This is a genomic window from Micromonospora sp. NPDC048986, assembly GCF_040649335.1.
GTDB classification, from domain to species: Bacteria; Actinomycetota; Actinomycetes; order Mycobacteriales; family Micromonosporaceae; genus Micromonospora; species Micromonospora alfalfae.
On the sequence record NZ_JBEZFJ010000004.1, the window covers coordinates 73,070 to 91,836 of the forward strand.

Genomic DNA, 18,767 nt, shown 5'->3' on the forward strand with positions numbered 1-18,767 from the left:
ACCCGAGCGACCTACGTCACCCGGCTGTCGGCGTCGTCGTCGAGTCGGGCGTCGGCGGCGGCCAGCCCCTGGGCGTCGGCGACCTCCTCGGCCACCGCCGCCGCGTCCGCCCAGTGCTGCCGCGCGTCGGCCCGTTCGCCCAGCGCGGCGCAGGCGTCACCCAGGTAGAGCAGGGTACGCGCCAGCCCGGCGGTCAGCCGGGTCCCCTCGCGCATCCGGCGGCTCTCGGCCAGCAGCTCGTACGCCGTGCGCGCCTGCCCCGGGCTGCTGCTCAGCAGTGTCGCCCCGGCGTTGAGCAGCGCCGTCGCCCGGCTGGTCGGGTCGTTCACCGACTCGTACTCGCGCAGCGCGGCCCGCCACGCCTGGGCGGCGTCCAGGTGCTCGCCGAGCGCCGCGTGCACCAGCACCAGGTTCGTCAGCGCCGCCGCGTACCCCCGCGCGTCGCCCACCGACCGGAACGTGTTCGCCGCCCGCACCAGGTGGTGGTGCGCGGTGTCCGGTTCGCCCCGGGCCAGTTGGGCCGCGCCCAGGCCCAGCTCGGTGAGGGCGTGCCCGGCCCGGTCGGCGCCGGAGCGGTGTCGGCGCGACATCTCCAGGTGCTCCACAGCGTCGTCGAGCTGCCCCAGGTCGAGCAGGGCCAGGCCGAGGTTCATCCGCGCCTGGGCGTTGCCCCGCCGCCCCCGCTCGTTGACCGCGAGGGTGAGCGCTGCCGCCGCACCCTGCGGGTCGTGCCGACGTCGACGCAGCACCCCCAGCTCGTTGTGCGCCCACCCGGCGATCTCCGGACGGTCGTCGGCGGTCGGGGTGGCCAGCACGGTGCGGCAGACCTGCTCCCACTCGTCGAGCCGTTCGGCGTACGCCAGCCACCCACACAGCGCCACTGCCAACCGGAACCACCACCGACGGACCCGGCGGGGCAGTGTCTCCTTCGCGCCGGCCGGCACCCGCACCACCGCCAGCAGCAACTCCTGGTGCAGGTCGAACCAGCCGTACGGGTCGTCGTCCAGCGGCAGCGACCACTCCCGGTCCCCCGGGGAGCCGAGCACCGCCAGGTTGGCGGCGTGCCGTTCGGCCCGGCGCGCCAGGTGCCGGGTCAGCCGGGCCTGCGCGGCGACCCGGGCCCGGACCGGGTCCGCGTCCCGCAGGTGCAGTCGGGCGCTGCCGGCCAGCAGGGGGCGGATCTCGTACCGGTCCCCGGGCGCGCCGACCACGAACGCCGCCGCGGCCAACCGGTCGAGCAACGCGGTCACCAGCTCGGGGTGCCGCCCGGCCAGCGCGGCGATGGTGGGCCGGTCCACCGGGGCGGGGACCAGCGACATCAGCCGGTACAACCGTCGGGCCTGGCGGGGCAACACCCGGTACGCGATGTCCCGTTCGGTGACCAGGCGGGCCGCCGGTGAGACGGCGAGCCGCTGGTGCGGTGGCGTCTGCACCGCGCGGCGCAGCGCGTCCAGCACGTCGGAGTGCCGCCAGCCGTGCTGAGCGGTGCGGTAACCGAGCGCGCGCACGGTCCGCGGTTGCCGCCCGCACAGGTCGACGATCTCGCGTACCGCCGGATCGGTGCGCGGGTCGGCACGACGGACCCTGGCGGCGGGCGCGGCCCCGCCCGCCGTCGCGAACAGCTCCACCGCCTCGGACGTGCCCGGTTCGGCGATCCAGTGCGCGACCACACCCTCCAGGCCGGCCAGCGCCGGACCACCGGCGAGCAGCAGGCGGCAGGTGCGCGCGGTGGGTGGCAACAGTGGCCGGACCTGGTCGGGGCGGTCGACGTTGTCCAGCACCAGCACGATCTTGCGGCCGTCGAGTTGACCGCGCAGCGCGTCGGCGGCTGCGGCGAGCGCGTCCGGCCGGCCGGAGGTCGGCGGGGTGGTGCCCAGGATCCGGGCCAGGGCGGTGAGCACCTGTCGGGCCGAGCGGGGTCGGCCGCGCCGCCGCAGGTCCAGGTAGTACTGCCCGTCGGGGAATTCCTCCCGGCACTCGTTGGCGGCCTGCACCGCGCACGCGGAGGTGCCCACCGCCCGTCGGCCCAGAACCGCCACCGCGTGCTCCCGGCTGAGCAGACCGACCAGCGCGTCGACGTGCTCCTCACGACCGCTGAACTCGGCGGTGTAGGGCAGATTGGGCGCCCCGGCGGCCGGGGTGGTGAGCACCTCCGTCGGCTCGGGGTCGACCTCCCGGCCACCCCGGCGGCGGCGCACCTCGTACACCACGTAACCGACGACGCCGCCGGAGGCCAGGACGATGGTCGCCGGCCCGAGCACGCTGGCCGCCAGCTCGGAGAGGACGTTGCCGGCCAGGTTGCTGGCCACGTTGGCGAGGATGCTGCCCACCACACCGCCGATCGCGATCAGCGCCGGCCAGCGTGAGCCGCCACGCGAACCACCCGGCCCGGTCACCGCACGCCCCCGGAGACGAGCCCGGCGACCAGGTGCCGCCGCGAGAGGACCACCAGCAGCACCGGCAGCACCGAGGCGAGCACCGAACTGGCGGCCAGCGCCCCACTGTTGCTCACGAAGCTGCGGGTCTGCTCGGCCAGGAACGGCCCGAGCGGCGCCGAGCCCGGCCCACCGAACAGCCGCCCCACCACCAGGTCGTTCCAGACCTGGACGAACTCCAGCACGGAGACCGCCACCACCGCCGAGAGGTTGTGCCGGGCCAACCGGCGCAGGGTGTGCCACCACCGACGCCCGCCCAACCGGGCGTCGCGGACCTGCTCCACAGGCAGGTCGGCGAACGCGTTGCGCAGCACCAGCACCGCGAACGGCACGCCCAGCGCGATGTGCACCAGGGCCAGGCCCTGGGTCGTGCCGGAGGAGAGCACCAGGCCCAGCACCTCGTTGACCGGTCCGGCGATGACCTGGATCGGCACGACGCTGGCCGCCAGCAGCAGCAGCCCGGTGGCCTGCGCGGCCGGCCCGGTCAACCAGGCCAACGGGTACGCGGCCAGCAGCGCGACCACCAGCACCGTGGCGGTCACCGCAGCGGCCAGCAGCAGGGTGAAGCCCAGCGTGCGCCACAGCTCGGCGCCGGTGACCAGGTCGCGGTAGGACTCGCCATTCGGCGGCGCCGACCACCAGCCACGCGCTGCGGCGTCCACCCGGCCGTGCGCCGATGTGGCGACAAGCACCGCCAGCGGCACCAGCCAGGCGATCGCGGCACCCGCCGCGAGCAGCCGGAACACCCGTCGGGGCGGGGCGACCGGGGCGGGCTCCGGTGCCGCCTCGACGCGCGGTGGAGGCCAGGCCTGCCGGACGAAGAGCGCCGCCACCATGATCCCGCCGATCACCGCCACCAGCCACACCACCCCGAGCGCGGCGCCGTCGCCGGTGGTGGTGCCCCCGGACGTCTGCCAGATCCGCAGCGCCAGCACCGAGGCCTCGTCGCGGACCGAGCCGGGGGTCATCACCAGGATCAGGTCGAACGTGCGGCTGGTACCGACCGCCACCAACGCGAAGACCACGGCGGTCGTCCGCAGCAGCAGTGGCCGCCACTGCGCGTCCCACAGCACGTGGCGACGCGTACCGCCGTAGGCACGGACCGCGTCGGCGAGGCTCGGCGGCACCGCGTCCAGCGCGGATCGGAAGACCAGCACCGCCAACCCCACCCAGGCCCAGACGAACGCCGACATCAACGCGACGGTGACCATCCCCGGCCCGAGAAACTGCGGCGCGTCCTCGACCGAGCGGCCGGCCAGTCGGGTCGCGACCAGGGTGGCCAGCCCTCGGCTCGGGTCCGGGTCGTACATCAGCCGGAAGGTGACCCCCGTGACGACGAGCGGCAACGCCACCGGCACCAGGAGGATCAACCGGACCAGACCACCCTCCTGGGAGCGGCGGGACGCGGCGGCGAGCAGATATCCCAGCGCCGTCACCACCGCCGGCACCAGCAGGGCCCAGAGGACCGTCCGACCGACCACCGCGCCGGTGCCCGGAGCGGCGAGCGCGGTCCGGAAGTGCTGCGCGCCGACCCAGCGACCGTCGGTGGTGACGCTGGCGTGCATGGTCCGCAGCACCGGCCACAACACCAGCCCGCCGAGCAGCACAGCGGCCGGCAGCAGCAGCGCCGACGTGGCACCCGCCGCCGGATAGGCCCGACCCCGCCGCGCCGGACCGACGTCGTCGAGGACGGCCAACTCGCCGAGGACCCGCACCTGGCTCATCGGCCGCCCCCCGCGCTGCGGGCCGCCGCGGCGAGCAGGCCGGTGGCCCGGCGGATCGCCTCGCTGGCGCGGACCCCGTCGGTGACGTCGGCGAAGAAGCCCTGCATGATCCGCCAGATGCCGACCCCGTCCGAGCCGGTGAACGCGCCGCGCAGTTGGTCGGAAAGGTCGAAACGCAAGGTGCCGGGGGCCCGCATCTCCGTGGCGAGTTGCTGGCCGACGCCGTCGGTGTAACTGGTGATCGAGACATTGGTGTTGGGCGACAGGTAACCACCTTCGCGTAGCCACGGCTGGAACGAGTCGGCCCTGGCGAGCCATTCGACCAGCTCGACGCCGCCCCGGGCGTCGGCGAACGCCACTGCCGCGTCCCCGCCGACGATCAGCGGACCGCCGCCCGGCTGGGTGCCCGGGAACCGGAACGTGACAGGTGCCTCCAGGCCGCGCCGGAACGGGCGGACGACGTCGGCGGTGAAGTCCGCGCCGAGAAGCATCACCGCCCGTCGGGTGTGCACCACCTGGATAACCGACTCCTCGTACTGGGTGAGCAGAGCACGCCGGCCGGCGCCGACGAACGCGCCGTCGATGCTCCACAGCCCGGCGAGGCGGTCCAGGGCGTCGCGTACCGGCTTGTCCTGCCAGTCGGCGCCCTGTTGGGCGAGGGCGTAGTAGCTCCCGGGTGCCACGTCGGCCAGGACGTTCTCGAACCAGTCGGTGAGCACCCAGCCGTCCGCGGCGCCGATGGCCAGGGGCACCGGGCCGCCGTCGCGTCGGGCGCGCGCGGCGAGCTGCCTGGTCCGGTGGACCAGGTCGTCCCAGGTGGTCGGCGGCGCGGGCAGCATGGAGGGCAGGTGCCAGACCAGCGACTTGTGCGCCGCCTTGACCCAGACGCCGTAGCGTTCACTCTCGGTCATCAGCAGATCGCTCAGCTCGACGCGCACGGCGTAGTCGGTGGACGGGCGCACCGGGCTCAGCCAGCCGCGCTGGGCGTACTCGGTGACCAGGCCGGGGCGCGGCAGGATCGCCACGTCCGGGCTGGTGCCGGCCAGGTGTCGGGCGCGCAGGAACGCGTCGATGTCGTTGCCGGCGCTGATCACCTGCACCGGGGCGGGGTAGCCGGCGACGACCTCGCGGAACCGGTCCAGCTCGCTGCTGCTCCAGACCACCGCTACCTGCACCGACCGGGTTCCGCCGGAACAGCCGGCGGCCAAGGCGGTGGCGCCCGCGGCGGCGGCGCGCAGCAGCGTACGGCGACTCACCCGGGCGGCCTGCCTCATCGGGCCGCCTCGCTCGGCTCGGTGACCAACTCGTGCCGCACCGGTATCTCGGCCAGGGTGGCCGGGTCGGCCGTGCAGACCAGCACCGCCACCCCAGGGGCGTCCGGCGGCGAGAGGCGAGGCATCAGGTCACCGAGGCGGCTGTCGCCCGCCGAACCGGCCGGCAGGTCGATCACCAGCACCTCGGGCAGGCAGGCCGCCGCTCGGGCGAGCGCCACCCGGAACCGCTGGGCGTCGGAGATCTGGTGCGGCAGCAGGGCGAGGGAGAGCGCCAACTCGAGCCGGTCGACAACGGTGGCCGTCCAGTCGTTCGCCACCTCGTGCACCCGTTCGCGTTTGCGCTGGCCGTACTCGATGTTGCGCCGCACGGTGAGCTGCGGCAGCAGCGCGCCACCGGCGGGCACGTAGCCGATCTGCCGGCGGGGCGGCGGCAGGCCGGTGACGTCCCGCTCGCCGACGAGGACGCGACCGGTCACCGGCGCAGCGAGCCCGGCCAGCACCCGGGCCACCGCCGTGCCGAACCGGGGCGGCGCCACCAGGGCGGCGAGCGTGCCGGCGGGAACGTCGAGGGTCACCGGCCCGGTGCCGGGTACGGCGACCAGTGCGCGCAGTCGTAGCGTGACCCTCACCTCCGGTGACAATCGATGACCGTCCCAGGGTGGCACACCGTGACGACAAACGACGCCCCCGACCCTTCCACTGTGGAGACGGTCGGGGCTGTTCAGGCGGGGGAGTAGAGCGCGGCGAGCCCGGCGGCCGTGGCAGCCAGCCGTTCGCGCAGCGCCACCGGGGTCAGCACCTCGACGTCGGCGCCGAGGCGCAGCAGGTCACCGTGGGCGTGGGTGAGCGACTCGATCGGCAGCACCGCGGTCACCCAGCCCCGCGCGTCCGGTGGCCCGGCGCTGCTGTCCATCGCTGTCACCACCGGATCGCTGCCGACCTCGCGCAGCCGTTCCCGCCCGGCGGGGGAGAGCCGGACGCGGGCCTCGTCGCGGTGCAGCCGGGCCCGGAACTGCACCACGTGCGCCCGCCACCAGGACGGCAGGTCGAAGTCGGCGGGTCGGTCGAACTCCTGCGCCAGTGGGGTCAACGCGAGGATCTGGTTGACCCGGTAGGTCGCCGGCGCGCCCCGGCCGGGCTGGTCGGCCACCACATACCAACGGCCGCCCTTGAGCACCAGGCCGTACGGCTCCAGGACCCGGGTCACCTCGCCGTTCCAGCCGCGGTAGCGCACCTCGACGCGGTGCTGCCGCCAGACGGCCTCGGCCGTGCGGGCCAGCTCGGGGGAGGCGTCGCCGTCGGCGTACCACCCGGGAGTGTCCAGGTGGAAGCGTTGTTGCAGTCGGGTCGCCCGGTCGCGCAGCGGCGCGGGGAGCGCGGCGTGCAGCTTGAGTTGCAGCGCCGCCACCACGTCGCCGTAGCCCAACTCGTCGGCGGGGCCGGGCAGCCCGGCGAGGAACAGCCGGTCGGCCTCCTCGGCGGTCAGCCCGGTCAGTCGGGTCCGCCAGCCGTCGACCAGTTGGTAGCCGCCAGCGTGCCCGGCTTCGCCGTAGAGCGGGATGCCGGCGGCGTGCAGCGACTCGACGTCCCGGTAGATGGTGCGGGGGGAGACGGCCAACCGCTCGGCGAGCTGCGCGGCGGTCAACCGCCCGTGCGACTGGAGCAGCATCAGGACGGAGAGAAGTCGACTGGCTCGCACTTCACTGACACTAGTTGTCAGGGGAGCGGTCGTACCGTCCCGGCATGGCTTTTCGCGACAAGGAACTGAGAACTCCGGGACCGATCGTGGTGGACGGTCGGCAGCTCAAGCGCTACCACGTCGACCAGCCGGATCGGCCCATCGAGCCGGAGATGGAGAAGGCCGCGTACGACCTGCTGCCCGCGCTGCTGGCCGACATCGTCGACGACGGCACCCCGGCCGCCGGGTGGGTGGTGCTGCACCGGGGCGCGGACACCGGCGCCTATCTGCTGGCGTACACCTGGGTGTGGGACAACGCGGTGGAGATCCGTGTCGCCGCGGCCGGGCAGCCGGCGCTGGACTGTCCCGACGACGACCCGGCACACTTCGTCCACCTGCGCCGCCCGGCGGTGGGCTGCGTCTGGGAGTTGGCGGTTCTGGAACACGAGCGGGCCGCCTGGGTCCGGCACATGCTGCTGCCGGAGAGTCCGAATCTGATCAATTATCTGCGTGACACGCGAGCGGAAGGGCCGGTGGGCCGCTGATGGGCGACTTCGACTTCTTTGTGGGCACCTGGAACGTTGTCAACCGGCGGCTGCGCAAGCGGCTCGTCGGCTCCGACGAGTGGGAGGAGTTCCCGGGGGTGTCGGTGGCGCACGGCTTCTTCGCCGGTGGCGGTCACTTCGACGAGATCACGTTCCCGACCAAGGGCTCCGCTGGGGCCACCGTCCGGATCTTCGACCCAGCTCGCGAGCAGTGGTCGATCTACTGGATGAGCAGCGTGGACGGGGTGCTGGGACTGCCGCCGATGGTGGGCCGTTTCGTCGACGGGGTGGGCCGCTTCTACGCCGACGACCAGCACGAGGGGCGGCCGGTCCGGTGCCGGTTCATCTGGTCCGACATCAGCGCTACCACCGCCCGCTGGGAGCAGGCGTTCTCAGTCGACGGCGAGCAGACCTGGGAGACCAACTGGATCATGACCTTCACCCGGGCGTCCTAGGGCTCTCGCGACAACTTTCCGCCGTTCGGGTGCGGTGTTATCGTCCGATCACCGCCCCGGATGGAGGAACGCGATGGCCTCCGACCACGTCGACGTGCTGATCATCGGTGCCGGCCTGTCCGGCGTCGGCGCCGCCTGCCACCTTCGCCGCGACTGCCCCGACAAGACGTACGCGGTGCTGGAGGCGCGCGACGCCATCGGCGGCACCTGGGACCTGTTCCGCTACCCGGGCATCCGCTCCGACTCGGACATGTTCACCCTCGGCTACTCGTTCAAGCCGTGGACCGCGCCGAAGGCCATCGCCGACGGCGCGACCATCAGGCAGTACGTACGGGAGACCGCCCGGGAGTACGACGTGCCGCGGCACATCCGCTTCCGCCACCGGGTGCTGCGCGCCGAGTGGGACAGCGACACCGCCCGCTGGACGGTGCACGCCCAGCGCACCGACACCGCCGAAGCAGTGGTGCTGACCTGCTCGTTCCTCTTCGCCTGCGCCGGCTACTACCGCTACGACGAGGGTTACACCCCGTCCCTGCCCGGTGTCGACGCGTACGCCGGACGGTTGGTGCACCCACAGCGCTGGCCCGACGACCTCGACCACAGCGGCAAGCGGGTGGTGGTGATCGGCAGCGGCGCCACGGCGGTGACACTGGTGCCGGCGATGGCGCAGCGGGCCGCGCACGTGACAATGCTCCAGCGCTCACCCACGTACATTCTGGCGCTGCCCGCCCGCGACCGCCTGGCCGACGCGTTGCGGCGTTGGCTGCCGGCGAAGGCCGCGTATCCGGTGGTGCGCTGGAAGAACGTGCTGCTGTCCACAGTCACCTTCCAACTCAGCCGGCGTGCGCCCGGCCTGGTGAAGCGGGTGCTGCGCCGGGCCGCGCGGGGCATGCTCCCGGTGGGGTACGACGTCGACAGGCACTTCTCGCCCCGCTACGACCCCTGGGACCAGCGGCTCTGCGTGGCACCCGACGGCGACCTGTTCGCGGCGGTGCGTGCGGGCACCGCGTCGGTGGTCACCGACACCATCGACACCTTCACGGTGAACGGTGTCCGACTGGCCTCCGGCGCGGAGGTGCCCGCCGACATCGTGGTCACCGCGACCGGGCTCAACCTGCTCGCCCTCGGTGGCCTGACGCTGCGGGTCGACGGCGTCGACGTCGACCTGCCGAACACCGTGGCCTACAAGGGCATGATGCTCTCCGGTGTGCCGAACTTCGCGCTGACCATCGGCTACACCAACGCGTCGTGGACGCTCAAGGCCGACCTGGTCGCCGGCTATGTCTGCCGACTGCTGCGGCACCTGGACCGCACCGGTCAGCACGTCGTCACCCCGCTCCCGCCGCCCGACGCCGAGCGGGTGCCACTGATCGACCTGCGCTCCGGCTACCTGCTGCGTGCCGTCGACACGCTGCCCAAGCAGGGTGCGACAGCGCCGTGGCGGCTGCACCAGAACTACGCCCGCGACGTGTTGCTGATGCGGCACGGCCGGCTCACCGACGAGGGTGTGCGGTTCTCGCGGGCCGCCGGGGTGACCGTGCGCAACCGCACCCCGCGTCCCGTCGCGTCCGAGCATCGGTAACCGCCAGCAGAGGAGCAGGATCGTGCAGAGGTTCGACTTCGCCGGCGCGACAGCGGTGCTCACCGGGGCGGCCAGTGGCATCGGCGCCGCGCTGGCCCACGCGCTGGCCCGCCGAGGCACCGATCTGGTCCTGCTGGACCGCGACGCCGAGCGGCTGGACGCGGTCACCACCGCGATCCGCGCCGAGCACCCGGATCGTCAGCTCGCCACGTACCTGGTGGACCTCGCCGACCAGACCGCCACCGCCCAGGTGGCCGCGGAGATCGGCCAGCGGCACCCCCGGGTACGCCTCCTGATCAACAACGCCGGCGTGGGCCTCGGCGGCCGGTTCGACCAGGTGACGTTCGACGAGTTCAGCTGGGTGATCGACGTCAACTTCCGGGCAGTGGCGCAGCTGACCCACGCGCTGCTGCCCACCCTCCGGGCCGAGCCGGGCGCGCACCTGGTCAACATCTCCAGCCTGTTCGGGCTGATCGCGCCGGCCGGGCAGACCGCGTACGCGGCGAGCAAGTTCGCCGTGCGCGGCTTCACCGAGGCGTTGCGCCACGAGTTGGTCGACGACGGGATCGGGGTGACCTCGGTGCACCCCGGCGGCATCCGCACCCGGATCACCGAGAACGCCCGGATCGGCAGCGGCGTCTCCCACGACGAGTACGCGGCCGGTCGGGCGCAGTTCGAGAAGCTGCTGACCATCGCGCCGGAGCGGGCCGCCGAGGTGATCCTGCGCGGCGTCGAGCGGCGTCGGGGCCGGGTGTTGATCGGCTGGTCGGCGAAGCTGCCCGACCTGCTGGCCCGGGCCTTGCCGGCCTCGTACAACCGGCTCCTGGTGACCGGCCTGAACCGGGGCGTGGTCCGCCCGGCGAACGCCCCCGCCGTGCCGGCGCAACGTCCCGCCGACACCCTCGCCGACCCGGCCCGCGAGGTGGCGTGACAGCGGTTCAGGCCGGGCCGGCCACCGTTGCGCTGGGGCCCACGTCGCGGTGGCGCACCAGGATGGTCAACGCCACGAGGGCGACCAGCAGCGCCGCCATCGCGTACACCGGGGCCGGACCGAGTGGTGCGAGCAGTGCCAGCAGCGCGACGACCGGGAAGGCGACGACCACCGCGCCGTGTTGGTGCCGGCGTACGTGCAGCACCCAGACGGTGAGCAGGAAGACGGCGATCGGGACGGCCACCGCGTACCCGGCGGTCCGGCCCGGGATGTGCGCGAGGTGTCGTTCGTGGTCCACCGACACGTTCAGGCCCGCGCCGACCGCGGCGACCGCCGCGAAGATCAGGTAGTGGCCGTAGCCCCAGACCAGGGAGTACGGCAGCCGGGCGGGCGCCTCGATCGGCCGGTCGAAGTAGAGCCACCACAGGGCGAAGACGATCACGGTGGCCGCCGCCGCCAGCGACCAGAGACGACGGTCGCCGGCGTCCACGCCGGTCTGGATGGCCACCGACGTGGCCAGCACCACGTCACCGAGCACGATCAGGGTGAACAGCCCGTACCGTTCGGTGATGTGTCGCGGATGCCAGGGGGTCATCCCCGGGCGCTCGGCCACCGCCGGCACCAGCAGGTCGGCCACGACCAGCAGCAGCAACGCCGCGGTCTCCCACCCCGGCGGCAGGGCCAGCCGGAGCAGCCAGCCGAGCTGGACGACGGTGACGCCGATCGCGTACCGCCGGGCCGCCGGGCGGTGCGCCGGGTCCCCGGCGGCGGCCCGGCACCACTGCACCACGAGCGCGATCCGCATCACCACGTAGCCGTACGTGATGACGCCGAAATCGCCGTCGGTGAACGCGCGGGGCACGCCGGCCGCGATGATCAACGCACCGGCGATCTGCACCAGCGTCGCGATCCGGTAGAGGTCGTCGTCAGTGTCGTAGGCCGAGGCGAACCAGGTGAAGTTCATCCACGACCACCAGATCGCGAAGAAGACCAACAGGTACCTGGTCAGCGCGTGGCCGAGCTGATCCTCGGAGACGGCGTGGTGCAGGTTGGCGGCGGCCTGGGACACCGCCACCACGAAACACAGGTCGAAGAAGAGTTCCAGCGGCGTGGCCGCGCGGTGCGGCTCGTCGCGACGACGTGGCCGCATCGGCCGGTAGAACGGCCGCACGGACCGAGGCTGGGTCACCGAAGCTCCTCAGGCACCCACCGGGTCAGCCGCGCCGACGGCCGTGGGTCAGCCCCTCCAACACCAGGGTCAGCCCCGCACCGACCAGCCAGACGTCCTTGGCCAGCCCCGAGCCCTGCTGGGTCGGACGGATGCTGCCGGGCTCGCGCATCCCCGGCGTCTTCAGGTACAGCTGCACCAGGCCGGCGCCGAACGCGGTCAGGCCGAGCCCGACCAGGGGCGCCGGGACGAACGGCGCGATCAGCGCGGCCCCCAGGGCGATCTCCGAGTACGACAGCAGCTTGGCGAAGCGCGCCGGTTCCAGCTGACCGAGCTGGGGCATGGCGGCGACCGCCATCCCGTGCAGGCCCTCCGCGGCGGTCCCCTCCAGGGTGCGCTTGCCCAGACCCGAGTTGAGGAAGTACGCGCCGATACTGACCCGCAGTGGCAGGTGCGCGGATTTCATTGTCACTCCCGTCGGCCGTTGTCGAATGCGGCCCGCGTACCCCGGACCGCCCGCGATAACCCGCCGGGCCGGCTGGGCTGGCCGTGGTGGTCGCGGTAGGTTCGCCGGGGGCCCACCGCCGAGCCCGTGGCACATCCGCCCACCCGGCGCCCGGCCCTGCCGCAGACCACCAGCAGGAGGCGAAGTGAGCCAGGAAGTCCGGGGAGTCATCTCCCGCAGCAAGGGCGCACCGGTCGAGGTCACCACCATCGTGGTGCCCGATCCCGGGCCCGGTGAGGCGATCGTCCGGATTCAGTCGTGCGGGGTCTGCCACACCGATCTGCACTATCGCGAGGGTGGCATCAACGACGACTACCCGTTCCTGCTCGGTCACGAGGCGGCGGGCATCGTGGAGCAGGTCGGCGAGGGCGTCACCGACGTGGCCCCGGGCGATTTCGTGGTGCTCAACTGGCGGGCGGTCTGCGGGGTCTGCCGGGCCTGCCGCCGGGGTCGGCCGTGGTACTGCTTCAACACCCACAACGCCACCCAGCGGATGACCCTCACCGACGGCACCGAACTCGCGCCGGCGCTGGGCATCGGGGCGTTCGCCGAGAAGACCCTCGTGCACGCCGGGCAGTGCACGAAGGTCGACCCGGCGGCTCGACCCGCCGCCGTGGGTCTGCTGGGCTGCGGGGTGATGGCCGGGCTGGGTGCGGCGATGAACACCGGAAACGTCACGCGGGGCGACTCGGTCGCGGTGATCGGTTGCGGCGGCGTCGGGGACGCGGCGGTCGCCGGTGCGCTCCTTGCCGGCGCCACCACGATCGTCGCTGTGGACACCGACAGCCGCAAGCTCGACTGGGCCCGCAAGTTCGGCGCCACCCACACGGTGAACGCGTCCGAGACCGACCCGGTCGAGGCGATCCGCGCCGCCACCGGCGGCTTCGGCGCCGACGTGGTGATCGACGCGGTGGGCCGGCCGGAGACGTGGAAGCAGGCGTTCTACGCTCGCGACCTGGCCGGCACCGTGGTGCTGGTCGGCGTACCGACCCCACAGATGCAGGTCGAGTTGCCGCTGCTGGACGTCTTCGGTCGTGGCGGCGCTCTCAAGTCCAGTTGGTACGGCGACTGCCTGCCCAGCCGGGACTTCCCGATGCTCACCGAGCTGTACCTGCAGGGCCGGCTCGACCTGGACGCGTTCGTGACCGAGGAGATCGCGCTCGACCAGGTCGAGAACGCCTTCGACCGGATGCACAACGGCGACGTGCTCCGCTCGGTGGTGGTGTTCCCGTGACCGCCCGCGTCGAGCACGCTGTCACCTCGGGCACGTTCTCGCTGGACGGGCAGACCTTCGACGTGGACAACAACGTCTGGGTGATCGGTGACGACAGTGAGTGCGTCGTCCTGGACGCGCCGCACGACGTGGCGGCGATCCTCGCGCTGGTGGGTGACCGTCGGGTCCGGGCGATCCTGGCCACCCACGCCCACGACGATCACGTCCGGGTGGCGCCCGAGCTGGCCGAGGCCACCGGCGCGCCGGTGCTGCTGCACGCCGCCGACCGGGTCCTCTGGGACATGGTCCACCCGCACCTGCCGCCGCACGGTGAGCTGCACGACGGGCAGAGCATCGAGGTGGGTGGCACCACGCTGCGGGTGCTGCACACCCCCGGGCACAGCCCCGGCGCGTGCAGCTTCCACGCCCCGGACCTCGGTGTGGTGTTCACCGGTGACACGCTCTTCGCTGGTGGACCGGGTGCGACCGGCCGCTCGTACAGCGACTTCGACACCATTGTCCGGTCGATCCGCACCCGCTTGCTGAGCCTTCCCGCGGAGACGGTCGTGCACACCGGCCACGGCCACGACACCACGATCGGCGCGGAGGCGCCGCACCTGCAGGAGTGGCTGGACCGCGGCCACTGAGCCCGGCAGACCGCACCGCTGTCGCGCGGTCGACGGCTCAGCGTTCGTCGGCCGCGCCCAGCACCGGTTTGACGTCCAGGATCGGGGTGCCGTCGAGGGCCTCCAGGTCGGCCACCTCGACGCGCAGCCCATCCACCGCCAGGATCCGCACCCGGTGCAGCCCGATCGGGTTGGGCCGGTGCGGTGAGCGGGTGCTGAACACCCCGGTCTCCGGACGGTTCTCGTCGCCGCGTGGGTGCACAGCGAGCACGTCGCGACGGGCACGGTCCAACCAGGTCAGTACCAGCATTTCCGTGCCGACCCGCAGGTCACGCCCGGCCCGCTCGACCTGCGGGTCGAAGACCAGCCACGCCGTCGGCGCGCCCTCGTCGCCCTGCCGTGGCGCGCTCGCCGCGTCGGTCAGCGGTGAGGCGACCCGGCCGATCGGGTGCAGCAGGTAGGTGTCATCGCTCGCCGCCTCGACCACTGTCGCTCCCCTCTGGACGGTCCCAACATAACCCTGTCGCGGCGCTAGGATCTTGAACATGGCCGCCGACTCGCCCGCCCCCGTTGTCCGCCAGTTGCGGCTCGTGGTGGAGGCCGCCGACCACGAGGCTGCCGTCGCGTTCTTCCGCGACGCGCTCGGCCTGCCCGAGGAGGCGGCGTTCAGCGGCGACGGGGATGCCCGGGTGGTGATCCTGGACGCCGGCCGCGCCACCCTGGAGATCGCCAACCCGGCGCAGAAACGCATGATCGACGAGGTCGAGGTGGGTCGGCAGGTCGCGCCCAGGATCCGGGTGGCCTTCGAGGTGGACGACGCCGAGGCGACCACCGCCCGGTTGGTCGCCGCCGGGGCCAGCGAGGTCGCCCCGCCCACCCGCACACCGTGGCAGTCGCTCAACTCCCGCCTGGACGCCCCAGCCGGCCTGCACATCACCGTCTTCCAGGAACTCCTCGGCCGCGACGAGGGTGTCGGGACGCGGGCCGCGAACTCCGGACGCGACGGCGACGACTGAGTCGGGCAGCCTCCGGGCGGTCCTCTCATCCCGGTGCAGACGAGCCGCAGCGGCGGACGCCCACTGGCGATTGCTGGCCGTGGCCGCGCGTCGCACCGCCTCCGCGACGATCATCCGGAAACGGCCACTGACGGTAGCGACACACCACTCGGTCCCTACCCCCGCCCACCCTGCACGTTCCCTTTGCTCTGCTTACCTATACGCACCATGTCCCCTGAGCTGCGGATGGGCGCTTTCGGCCAGCCTCGGAGGTCCCTCCCGATCGTCACGGACCGTCGCTGGCGCGCATAGGTAAGCAGAGCAAAGGCTGTTGTTCGGAGACTGCCCCCTGGCCCCGAAAGCGTCACAGCCCGCACCGTCTGGTGCGCCAAGAGCCGTCGTGTCCGGGGTCGTCCCGTGACCGAGGCCGCACCGGCCCGGGCCTCGGGCGTTTCCGGAATGCCCGACACGTGAACCCGGTTGTGTCCCCCGTACCGCCGGAGCCCAAACGCTTTTCCGCGGTCATCTCCCGAGGAGTGTTCACCCCGGAGCGCTCCGCACGATCGAAAGGGCAACCATCGTGAAGGTCGACTTCACTCGATGGCTCCCCGCCATCGCTAAGGACTCGTACCGCAAGACCGCGCTGAGCGTGGCGGGTGTGGCCGCCCTCGGCGGTCTGGCCCTCGCGCCGACCGCAGCCGCCGCCCCGGTCACCTCCGGACCGCACCAGGGCGCCGTCGCCGCCATCGACCTCGCCACCGGCAAGGCTGCCACCTCTGCACGCCAGGATGAGCAGCCCGTCGAGTCGGGCCTGACCACCGGTTCCGCCACCGGCAAGCCGCCGGCCGGCAAGCCGAGCCGAGCCCAGCTGATCCCGCACGGCATCGAGGGCGCGCAGTCGCGCGTACCGCTCGACGACGCGCAGTTGGCCAACGCCCGCGCCATCGTCGACGCCGCCAAGAAGACCGGCGTCGGTGACCGGGGCGCGGTGATCGGCATCGCCACCTCGCTGCAGGAGTCGAAGCTGTACAACCTCGGCCACCTCGGCGCGTACAACGACCACGACTCGCAGGGCCTGTTCCAGCAGCGTCCGTCGTCCGGTTGGGGCACGCCCGACCAGATCACCGACCCGGAGTACGCCGCCACGGCGTTCTTCACCGCGCTCAAGAACGTCGGCGGCTGGCAGGACCTGCCGCTGACCGCCGCCGCGCAGACCGTCCAGGTCTCGGCCTTCCCGTACGCGTACGCGCAGTGGGAGGAGCAGGCTGCGGACATCGTCCAGCAGATGTGGTGACACCCGCACACGAGGCCGGCCGGTTCCCTTCGACGGGAGCCGGCCGGTTCTTCGTGTTCGCGTAGCTCAGCAGGCCGGGTAGAGGCGGCGGGTGCCGACACCGGCCGCGTACGCGTCCCGGTCGCTGAACCGGCAGCCGTAGTCGGGTCGGGCCACCACCACCGGGTCGGTCACGGTGTCGCCGGCCGGGCGCTTGCCGGTGCGTACCCAGGACACCAGGTCGTCCCAGGCGGCGCCGGCCTCCGCCGGGCTGAACTCGCAGTGCTGCGTGGCCCGGATCGCCCGCTGAACCAGCAGCCTGCTGCGACCGTTGCGCGCCACGTCACTGGCGTACGCCTGCTCCATGCTGAACGGCACGAACAGGTCGCCGAGACCGTGCAGGCTGAGCACCGGCGCGGTCGGGCGGCCGGCGATGCGCGGTACCTCGGTCAGCGTCGGCAGGAGCCGCTGCCGCAGGTTCTCCGGGGCGACCCGCTGCACTGTCGCGTTGACGTTCACCGGGCTGTTCGGTGAGTAGCGGGTGAGCAGGTTGGTGGACAGCTGGCCGGGCCGCTGGGCGGGGGAGTTGCCGCTCCCGGTGGGCACGCTGATCGAGAAGAGGAAGTCCTTCCAGACCGCGAACGCCGCGTCGGCTCCCGGACGTGGCCCGCCGGAACGGTTCACGGTGATCGCCCGCAGCTGTTTGCCCCGGTCCGTGGTGGTGTCCGGACCGGTGGGGGTCAGCCCGGCCAGGCCGAGCGCCACCTGGATGCGGGGCACCGCGTTCGTCAGATAGTCAGCCGGCGTGGGATACGCCGGCACCCCGGCGAGTGCCTGCGCGACCAGGTTGTAGTCCAGGTAGAAGTCGAGCAGCGTCTGATCGCCGAGCACACCACACATCGGCAACGCGCCGTCGTAGAAGCCGGGGTACTGCTCCAGCGAACGACCAATGACGTACCCACCCATCGACACCCCGGCGACGTAGGTGTGCTGCGGTCGGCGGACCGTCCGCCCGAAGTGGTCGGCGAGATCCTTCGTCCCCAGCACCCCCGAGCGGATGTCGAAGCCGTTGCGGTCGTACGAGGACGACGCCCACGCGTACCCCTGCTCCAGCAGGCGCTGGCGCAGCCCGAAGGCCGGCGGTTCCGGCGAGAGCACAGTGCCCTGGCCGCGGTAACCGTGCGCCCACAACACCAGGTCGCCGTTCCACCGGGCGGGGACCTCGATCATGTACCCGGCGTGGCGGTGCACGCCCTGGCGTACCGTCGTCGGCTTGCCGCCCACGACCAGCGGCGGCAACGGCGGATTCTCGATGGTGTAGCCGGGCAGCGGCTCGCCGCCCCTCGGGTCGCGGCCGGTGGCGTTGGCTGGCGCGGCACCGGCCAGCCCGACCGCGAGGGTCAGCGTCGCAGCCGCGGCAAACAGGCGGCGGAGGGTACGGACGGGTGTGGACAGCATCGGTGCTCCCCATCGGACGGTTGTCGCCCGGGGGCGACCAGCGGGACGTTTGCCTACCGGCCGGTAGCGTCCTGAACCTAGAACCGCCGTCGACCAGTGTCAATGGGTTCGCTGATCCGCCGGTCAACACGGCGGTCCGGCCGCACCCGGTCGTTCGGGCCGGTGGGCCGATCGGGTTGACTGGTCGTCGTGGACGAGACGATCTGGGAGGCGGCCCGAGCGTCACGCCGCTGGCTGGACGCGGCGAACGGCACCGGCCAGACGGAACTGACCTGCCGCATCCTCAAGCTCACCGAGGAAGCGGGGGAGGCTTCGGCCGCCTGGATCGGTCTGCTCGGGCAGAATCCACGCAAGGGTGTCACCCACACCCGCGAGGACGTCGCGGCGGAGTTGGCCGACGTCGCCTTCACCGCGTTGGTGGCCATCGAAAGCCTCGGGCTGGACGCGCAGACGGTTCTGGACGCCTGCGCCGCAAAGGTGCGCTCCCGCCTGACGGGCCAGTAACCGCTCCTGGCGTCCGGTCAACGCCGTCCCCCTCCCGACTGTCGCCGGCCGGGGCCCGTCTGAGAACCTTGCCGGCAACGGGTGTCATGCGCCGGTCGCTTCATTCGTGATCGACTCGGGTTTCCTGACGTCGGGGCTGTCCCAGCGTCTCGGATGCCCCGACTTCCGTGAATCCGAGTGGATCACGCCGCTGAGGCATGATCCGACGCCCCGCCACCGGGTGCCGCGTGGGCGGTTTGTCGTCTGCTGGGTGTTGTGGGGTATGGTCGGGCGCACTCGTGGGCCGGAATCATGGCGGGGCCGGGGTCGTTACATACCCCGACGATCGCAGTACCACCGACCCGCCGCCCGCCCCTGAGGGCTGGTCGCGCAGGCTGGAATGCCAGCCTCCACCCGGTCGT

The 18,767-nt window shown here is 72.7% G+C and carries 18 protein-coding genes; 9 read left to right on the forward strand and 9 right to left on the reverse strand.

What is annotated here, in order from left to right:
- Positions 1-11 precede the first annotated feature (11 nt).
- From AB0B94_RS10570 to AB0B94_RS10590, 5 genes are all read right to left on the reverse strand, one after another.
- Positions 12-2,396: a tetratricopeptide repeat protein gene (locus AB0B94_RS10570; protein WP_357271264.1), complete on the reverse strand. Its 2,385-nt coding sequence runs from the start codon at positions 2,394-2,396 to the stop codon at positions 12-14.
- The gene (locus AB0B94_RS10575; protein ID WP_357271267.1) at positions 2,393-4,159 is read right to left on the reverse strand and encodes an ABC transporter permease subunit; all 1,767 of its coding nucleotides are present in this window, start codon (positions 4,157-4,159) and stop codon (positions 2,393-2,395) included. Before AB0B94_RS10575 ends, AB0B94_RS10570 begins: the two co-directional genes overlap by 4 nt.
- Positions 4,156-5,433, reverse strand: a complete 1,278-nt coding sequence (locus AB0B94_RS10580; RefSeq protein ID WP_357271270.1) for an extracellular solute-binding protein — start codon at positions 5,431-5,433, stop codon at positions 4,156-4,158. Before AB0B94_RS10580 ends, AB0B94_RS10575 begins: the two co-directional genes overlap by 4 nt.
- On the reverse strand, positions 5,430-6,062 hold the full coding sequence (locus AB0B94_RS10585) for an ATP-binding cassette domain-containing protein (RefSeq protein WP_238670743.1): 633 nt from the start codon (positions 6,060-6,062) through the stop codon (positions 5,430-5,432). The genes AB0B94_RS10580 and AB0B94_RS10585 overlap by 4 nt, the downstream gene beginning before the upstream one ends.
- Before the next feature lie 92 nt (positions 6,063-6,154).
- On the reverse strand, positions 6,155-7,132 hold the full coding sequence (locus tag AB0B94_RS10590) for a YafY family protein (protein ID WP_357271273.1): 978 nt from the start codon (positions 7,130-7,132) through the stop codon (positions 6,155-6,157).
- Positions 7,133-7,176: 44 nt separating this feature from the next.
- On the opposite strand from AB0B94_RS10590, the gene AB0B94_RS10595 reads away from it, so the two are divergent.
- The 4 genes from AB0B94_RS10595 (at position 7,177) to AB0B94_RS10610 (ending at position 10,624) form a co-directional block, all read left to right on the forward strand.
- Entirely contained in the window at positions 7,177-7,656 is a 480-nt protein-coding gene (locus AB0B94_RS10595) for a hypothetical protein (RefSeq protein ID WP_357271276.1), read from the forward strand.
- Positions 7,656-8,111 carry a hypothetical protein gene (locus AB0B94_RS10600; RefSeq protein WP_238670740.1) on the forward strand — a complete coding sequence of 152 codons (456 nt, stop codon included), beginning with the start codon at positions 7,656-7,658 and terminating at the stop codon, positions 8,109-8,111. The genes AB0B94_RS10595 and AB0B94_RS10600 overlap by 1 nt, the downstream gene beginning before the upstream one ends.
- Before the next feature lie 73 nt (positions 8,112-8,184).
- Positions 8,185-9,693 carry an NAD(P)/FAD-dependent oxidoreductase gene (locus AB0B94_RS10605; protein ID WP_357271279.1) on the forward strand — a complete coding sequence of 503 codons (1,509 nt, stop codon included), beginning with the start codon at positions 8,185-8,187 and terminating at the stop codon, positions 9,691-9,693.
- A 22-nt stretch (positions 9,694-9,715) separates the two neighbouring features.
- Positions 9,716-10,624, forward strand: coding sequence for an SDR family NAD(P)-dependent oxidoreductase (locus tag AB0B94_RS10610; protein ID WP_357271282.1), 909 nt, complete (start codon positions 9,716-9,718; stop codon positions 10,622-10,624).
- Positions 10,625-10,631: 7 nt separating this feature from the next.
- Here AB0B94_RS10610 and AB0B94_RS10615 read toward each other — a convergent pair whose 3' ends face one another.
- A complete protein-coding gene (locus AB0B94_RS10615) occupies positions 10,632-11,813 on the reverse strand; it encodes a low temperature requirement protein A (RefSeq protein WP_357271285.1) in 1,182 nt (393 codons plus the stop codon).
- Between the two features lie 25 nt (positions 11,814-11,838).
- Positions 11,839-12,258, reverse strand: a complete 420-nt coding sequence (locus tag AB0B94_RS10620; RefSeq protein WP_238670736.1) for a hypothetical protein — start codon at positions 12,256-12,258, stop codon at positions 11,839-11,841.
- Between the two features lie 184 nt (positions 12,259-12,442).
- On the opposite strand from AB0B94_RS10620, the gene AB0B94_RS10625 reads away from it, so the two are divergent.
- Entirely contained in the window at positions 12,443-13,531 is a 1,089-nt protein-coding gene (locus AB0B94_RS10625; protein ID WP_196922733.1) for an S-(hydroxymethyl)mycothiol dehydrogenase, read from the forward strand.
- Positions 13,528-14,157 carry an MBL fold metallo-hydrolase gene (locus AB0B94_RS10630; protein ID WP_357271289.1) on the forward strand — a complete coding sequence of 210 codons (630 nt, stop codon included), beginning with the start codon at positions 13,528-13,530 and terminating at the stop codon, positions 14,155-14,157. Before AB0B94_RS10625 ends, AB0B94_RS10630 begins: the two co-directional genes overlap by 4 nt.
- 37 nt (positions 14,158-14,194) lie before the next feature.
- Here the strand turns inward: AB0B94_RS10630 and tsaA are convergent, their stop codons facing one another.
- Positions 14,195-14,623: a tRNA (N6-threonylcarbamoyladenosine(37)-N6)-methyltransferase TrmO gene (gene tsaA / locus AB0B94_RS10635; RefSeq protein ID WP_357271292.1), complete on the reverse strand. Its 429-nt coding sequence runs from the start codon at positions 14,621-14,623 to the stop codon at positions 14,195-14,197.
- 58 nt (positions 14,624-14,681) lie between these two features.
- Here tsaA and AB0B94_RS10640 point away from each other — a divergent pair, with 58 nt between their 5' ends.
- Both AB0B94_RS10640 and AB0B94_RS10645 read left to right on the forward strand, forming a co-directional pair.
- Positions 14,682-15,152, forward strand: coding sequence for a VOC family protein (locus AB0B94_RS10640; protein ID WP_357271295.1), 471 nt, complete (start codon positions 14,682-14,684; stop codon positions 15,150-15,152).
- A gap of 559 nt (positions 15,153-15,711) precedes the next feature.
- Entirely contained in the window at positions 15,712-16,425 is a 714-nt protein-coding gene (locus tag AB0B94_RS10645; protein WP_357271298.1) for a hypothetical protein, read from the forward strand.
- Between the two features lie 66 nt (positions 16,426-16,491).
- On the opposite strand, the gene AB0B94_RS10650 is transcribed toward AB0B94_RS10645, so the two are convergent.
- Positions 16,492-17,862, reverse strand: coding sequence for a hypothetical protein (locus AB0B94_RS10650; protein ID WP_357271301.1), 1,371 nt, complete (start codon positions 17,860-17,862; stop codon positions 16,492-16,494).
- A gap of 189 nt (positions 17,863-18,051) precedes the next feature.
- Here AB0B94_RS10650 and AB0B94_RS10655 point away from each other — a divergent pair, with 189 nt between their 5' ends.
- The gene (locus AB0B94_RS10655; protein WP_357271304.1) at positions 18,052-18,366 is read left to right on the forward strand and encodes a MazG-like family protein; all 315 of its coding nucleotides are present in this window, start codon (positions 18,052-18,054) and stop codon (positions 18,364-18,366) included.
- Positions 18,367-18,767: the final 401 nt, after the last annotated feature.

Coding starts and splice junctions, on each gene's coding strand:
- AB0B94_RS10575 (WP_357271267.1), bottom strand. CDS start 4,159: ATGAGCCAGGTGCGGGTCCTCGGCGAGTTGGCCGTCCTCGACGACGTC.
- AB0B94_RS10580 (WP_357271270.1), bottom strand. CDS start 5,433: ATGAGGCAGGCCGCCCGGGTGAGTCGCCGTACGCTGCTGCGCGCCGCC.
- AB0B94_RS10595 (WP_357271276.1), top strand. CDS start 7,177: ATGGCTTTTCGCGACAAGGAACTGAGAACTCCGGGACCGATCGTGGTG.
- AB0B94_RS10600 (WP_238670740.1), top strand. CDS start 7,656: ATGGGCGACTTCGACTTCTTTGTGGGCACCTGGAACGTTGTCAACCGG.
- AB0B94_RS10605 (WP_357271279.1), top strand. CDS start 8,185: ATGGCCTCCGACCACGTCGACGTGCTGATCATCGGTGCCGGCCTGTCC.
- AB0B94_RS10620 (WP_238670736.1), bottom strand. CDS start 12,258: ATGAAATCCGCGCACCTGCCACTGCGGGTCAGTATCGGCGCGTACTTC.
- AB0B94_RS10640 (WP_357271295.1), top strand. CDS start 14,682: ATGGCCGCCGACTCGCCCGCCCCCGTTGTCCGCCAGTTGCGGCTCGTG.
- AB0B94_RS10650 (WP_357271301.1), bottom strand. CDS start 17,862: ATGCTGTCCACACCCGTCCGTACCCTCCGCCGCCTGTTTGCCGCGGCT.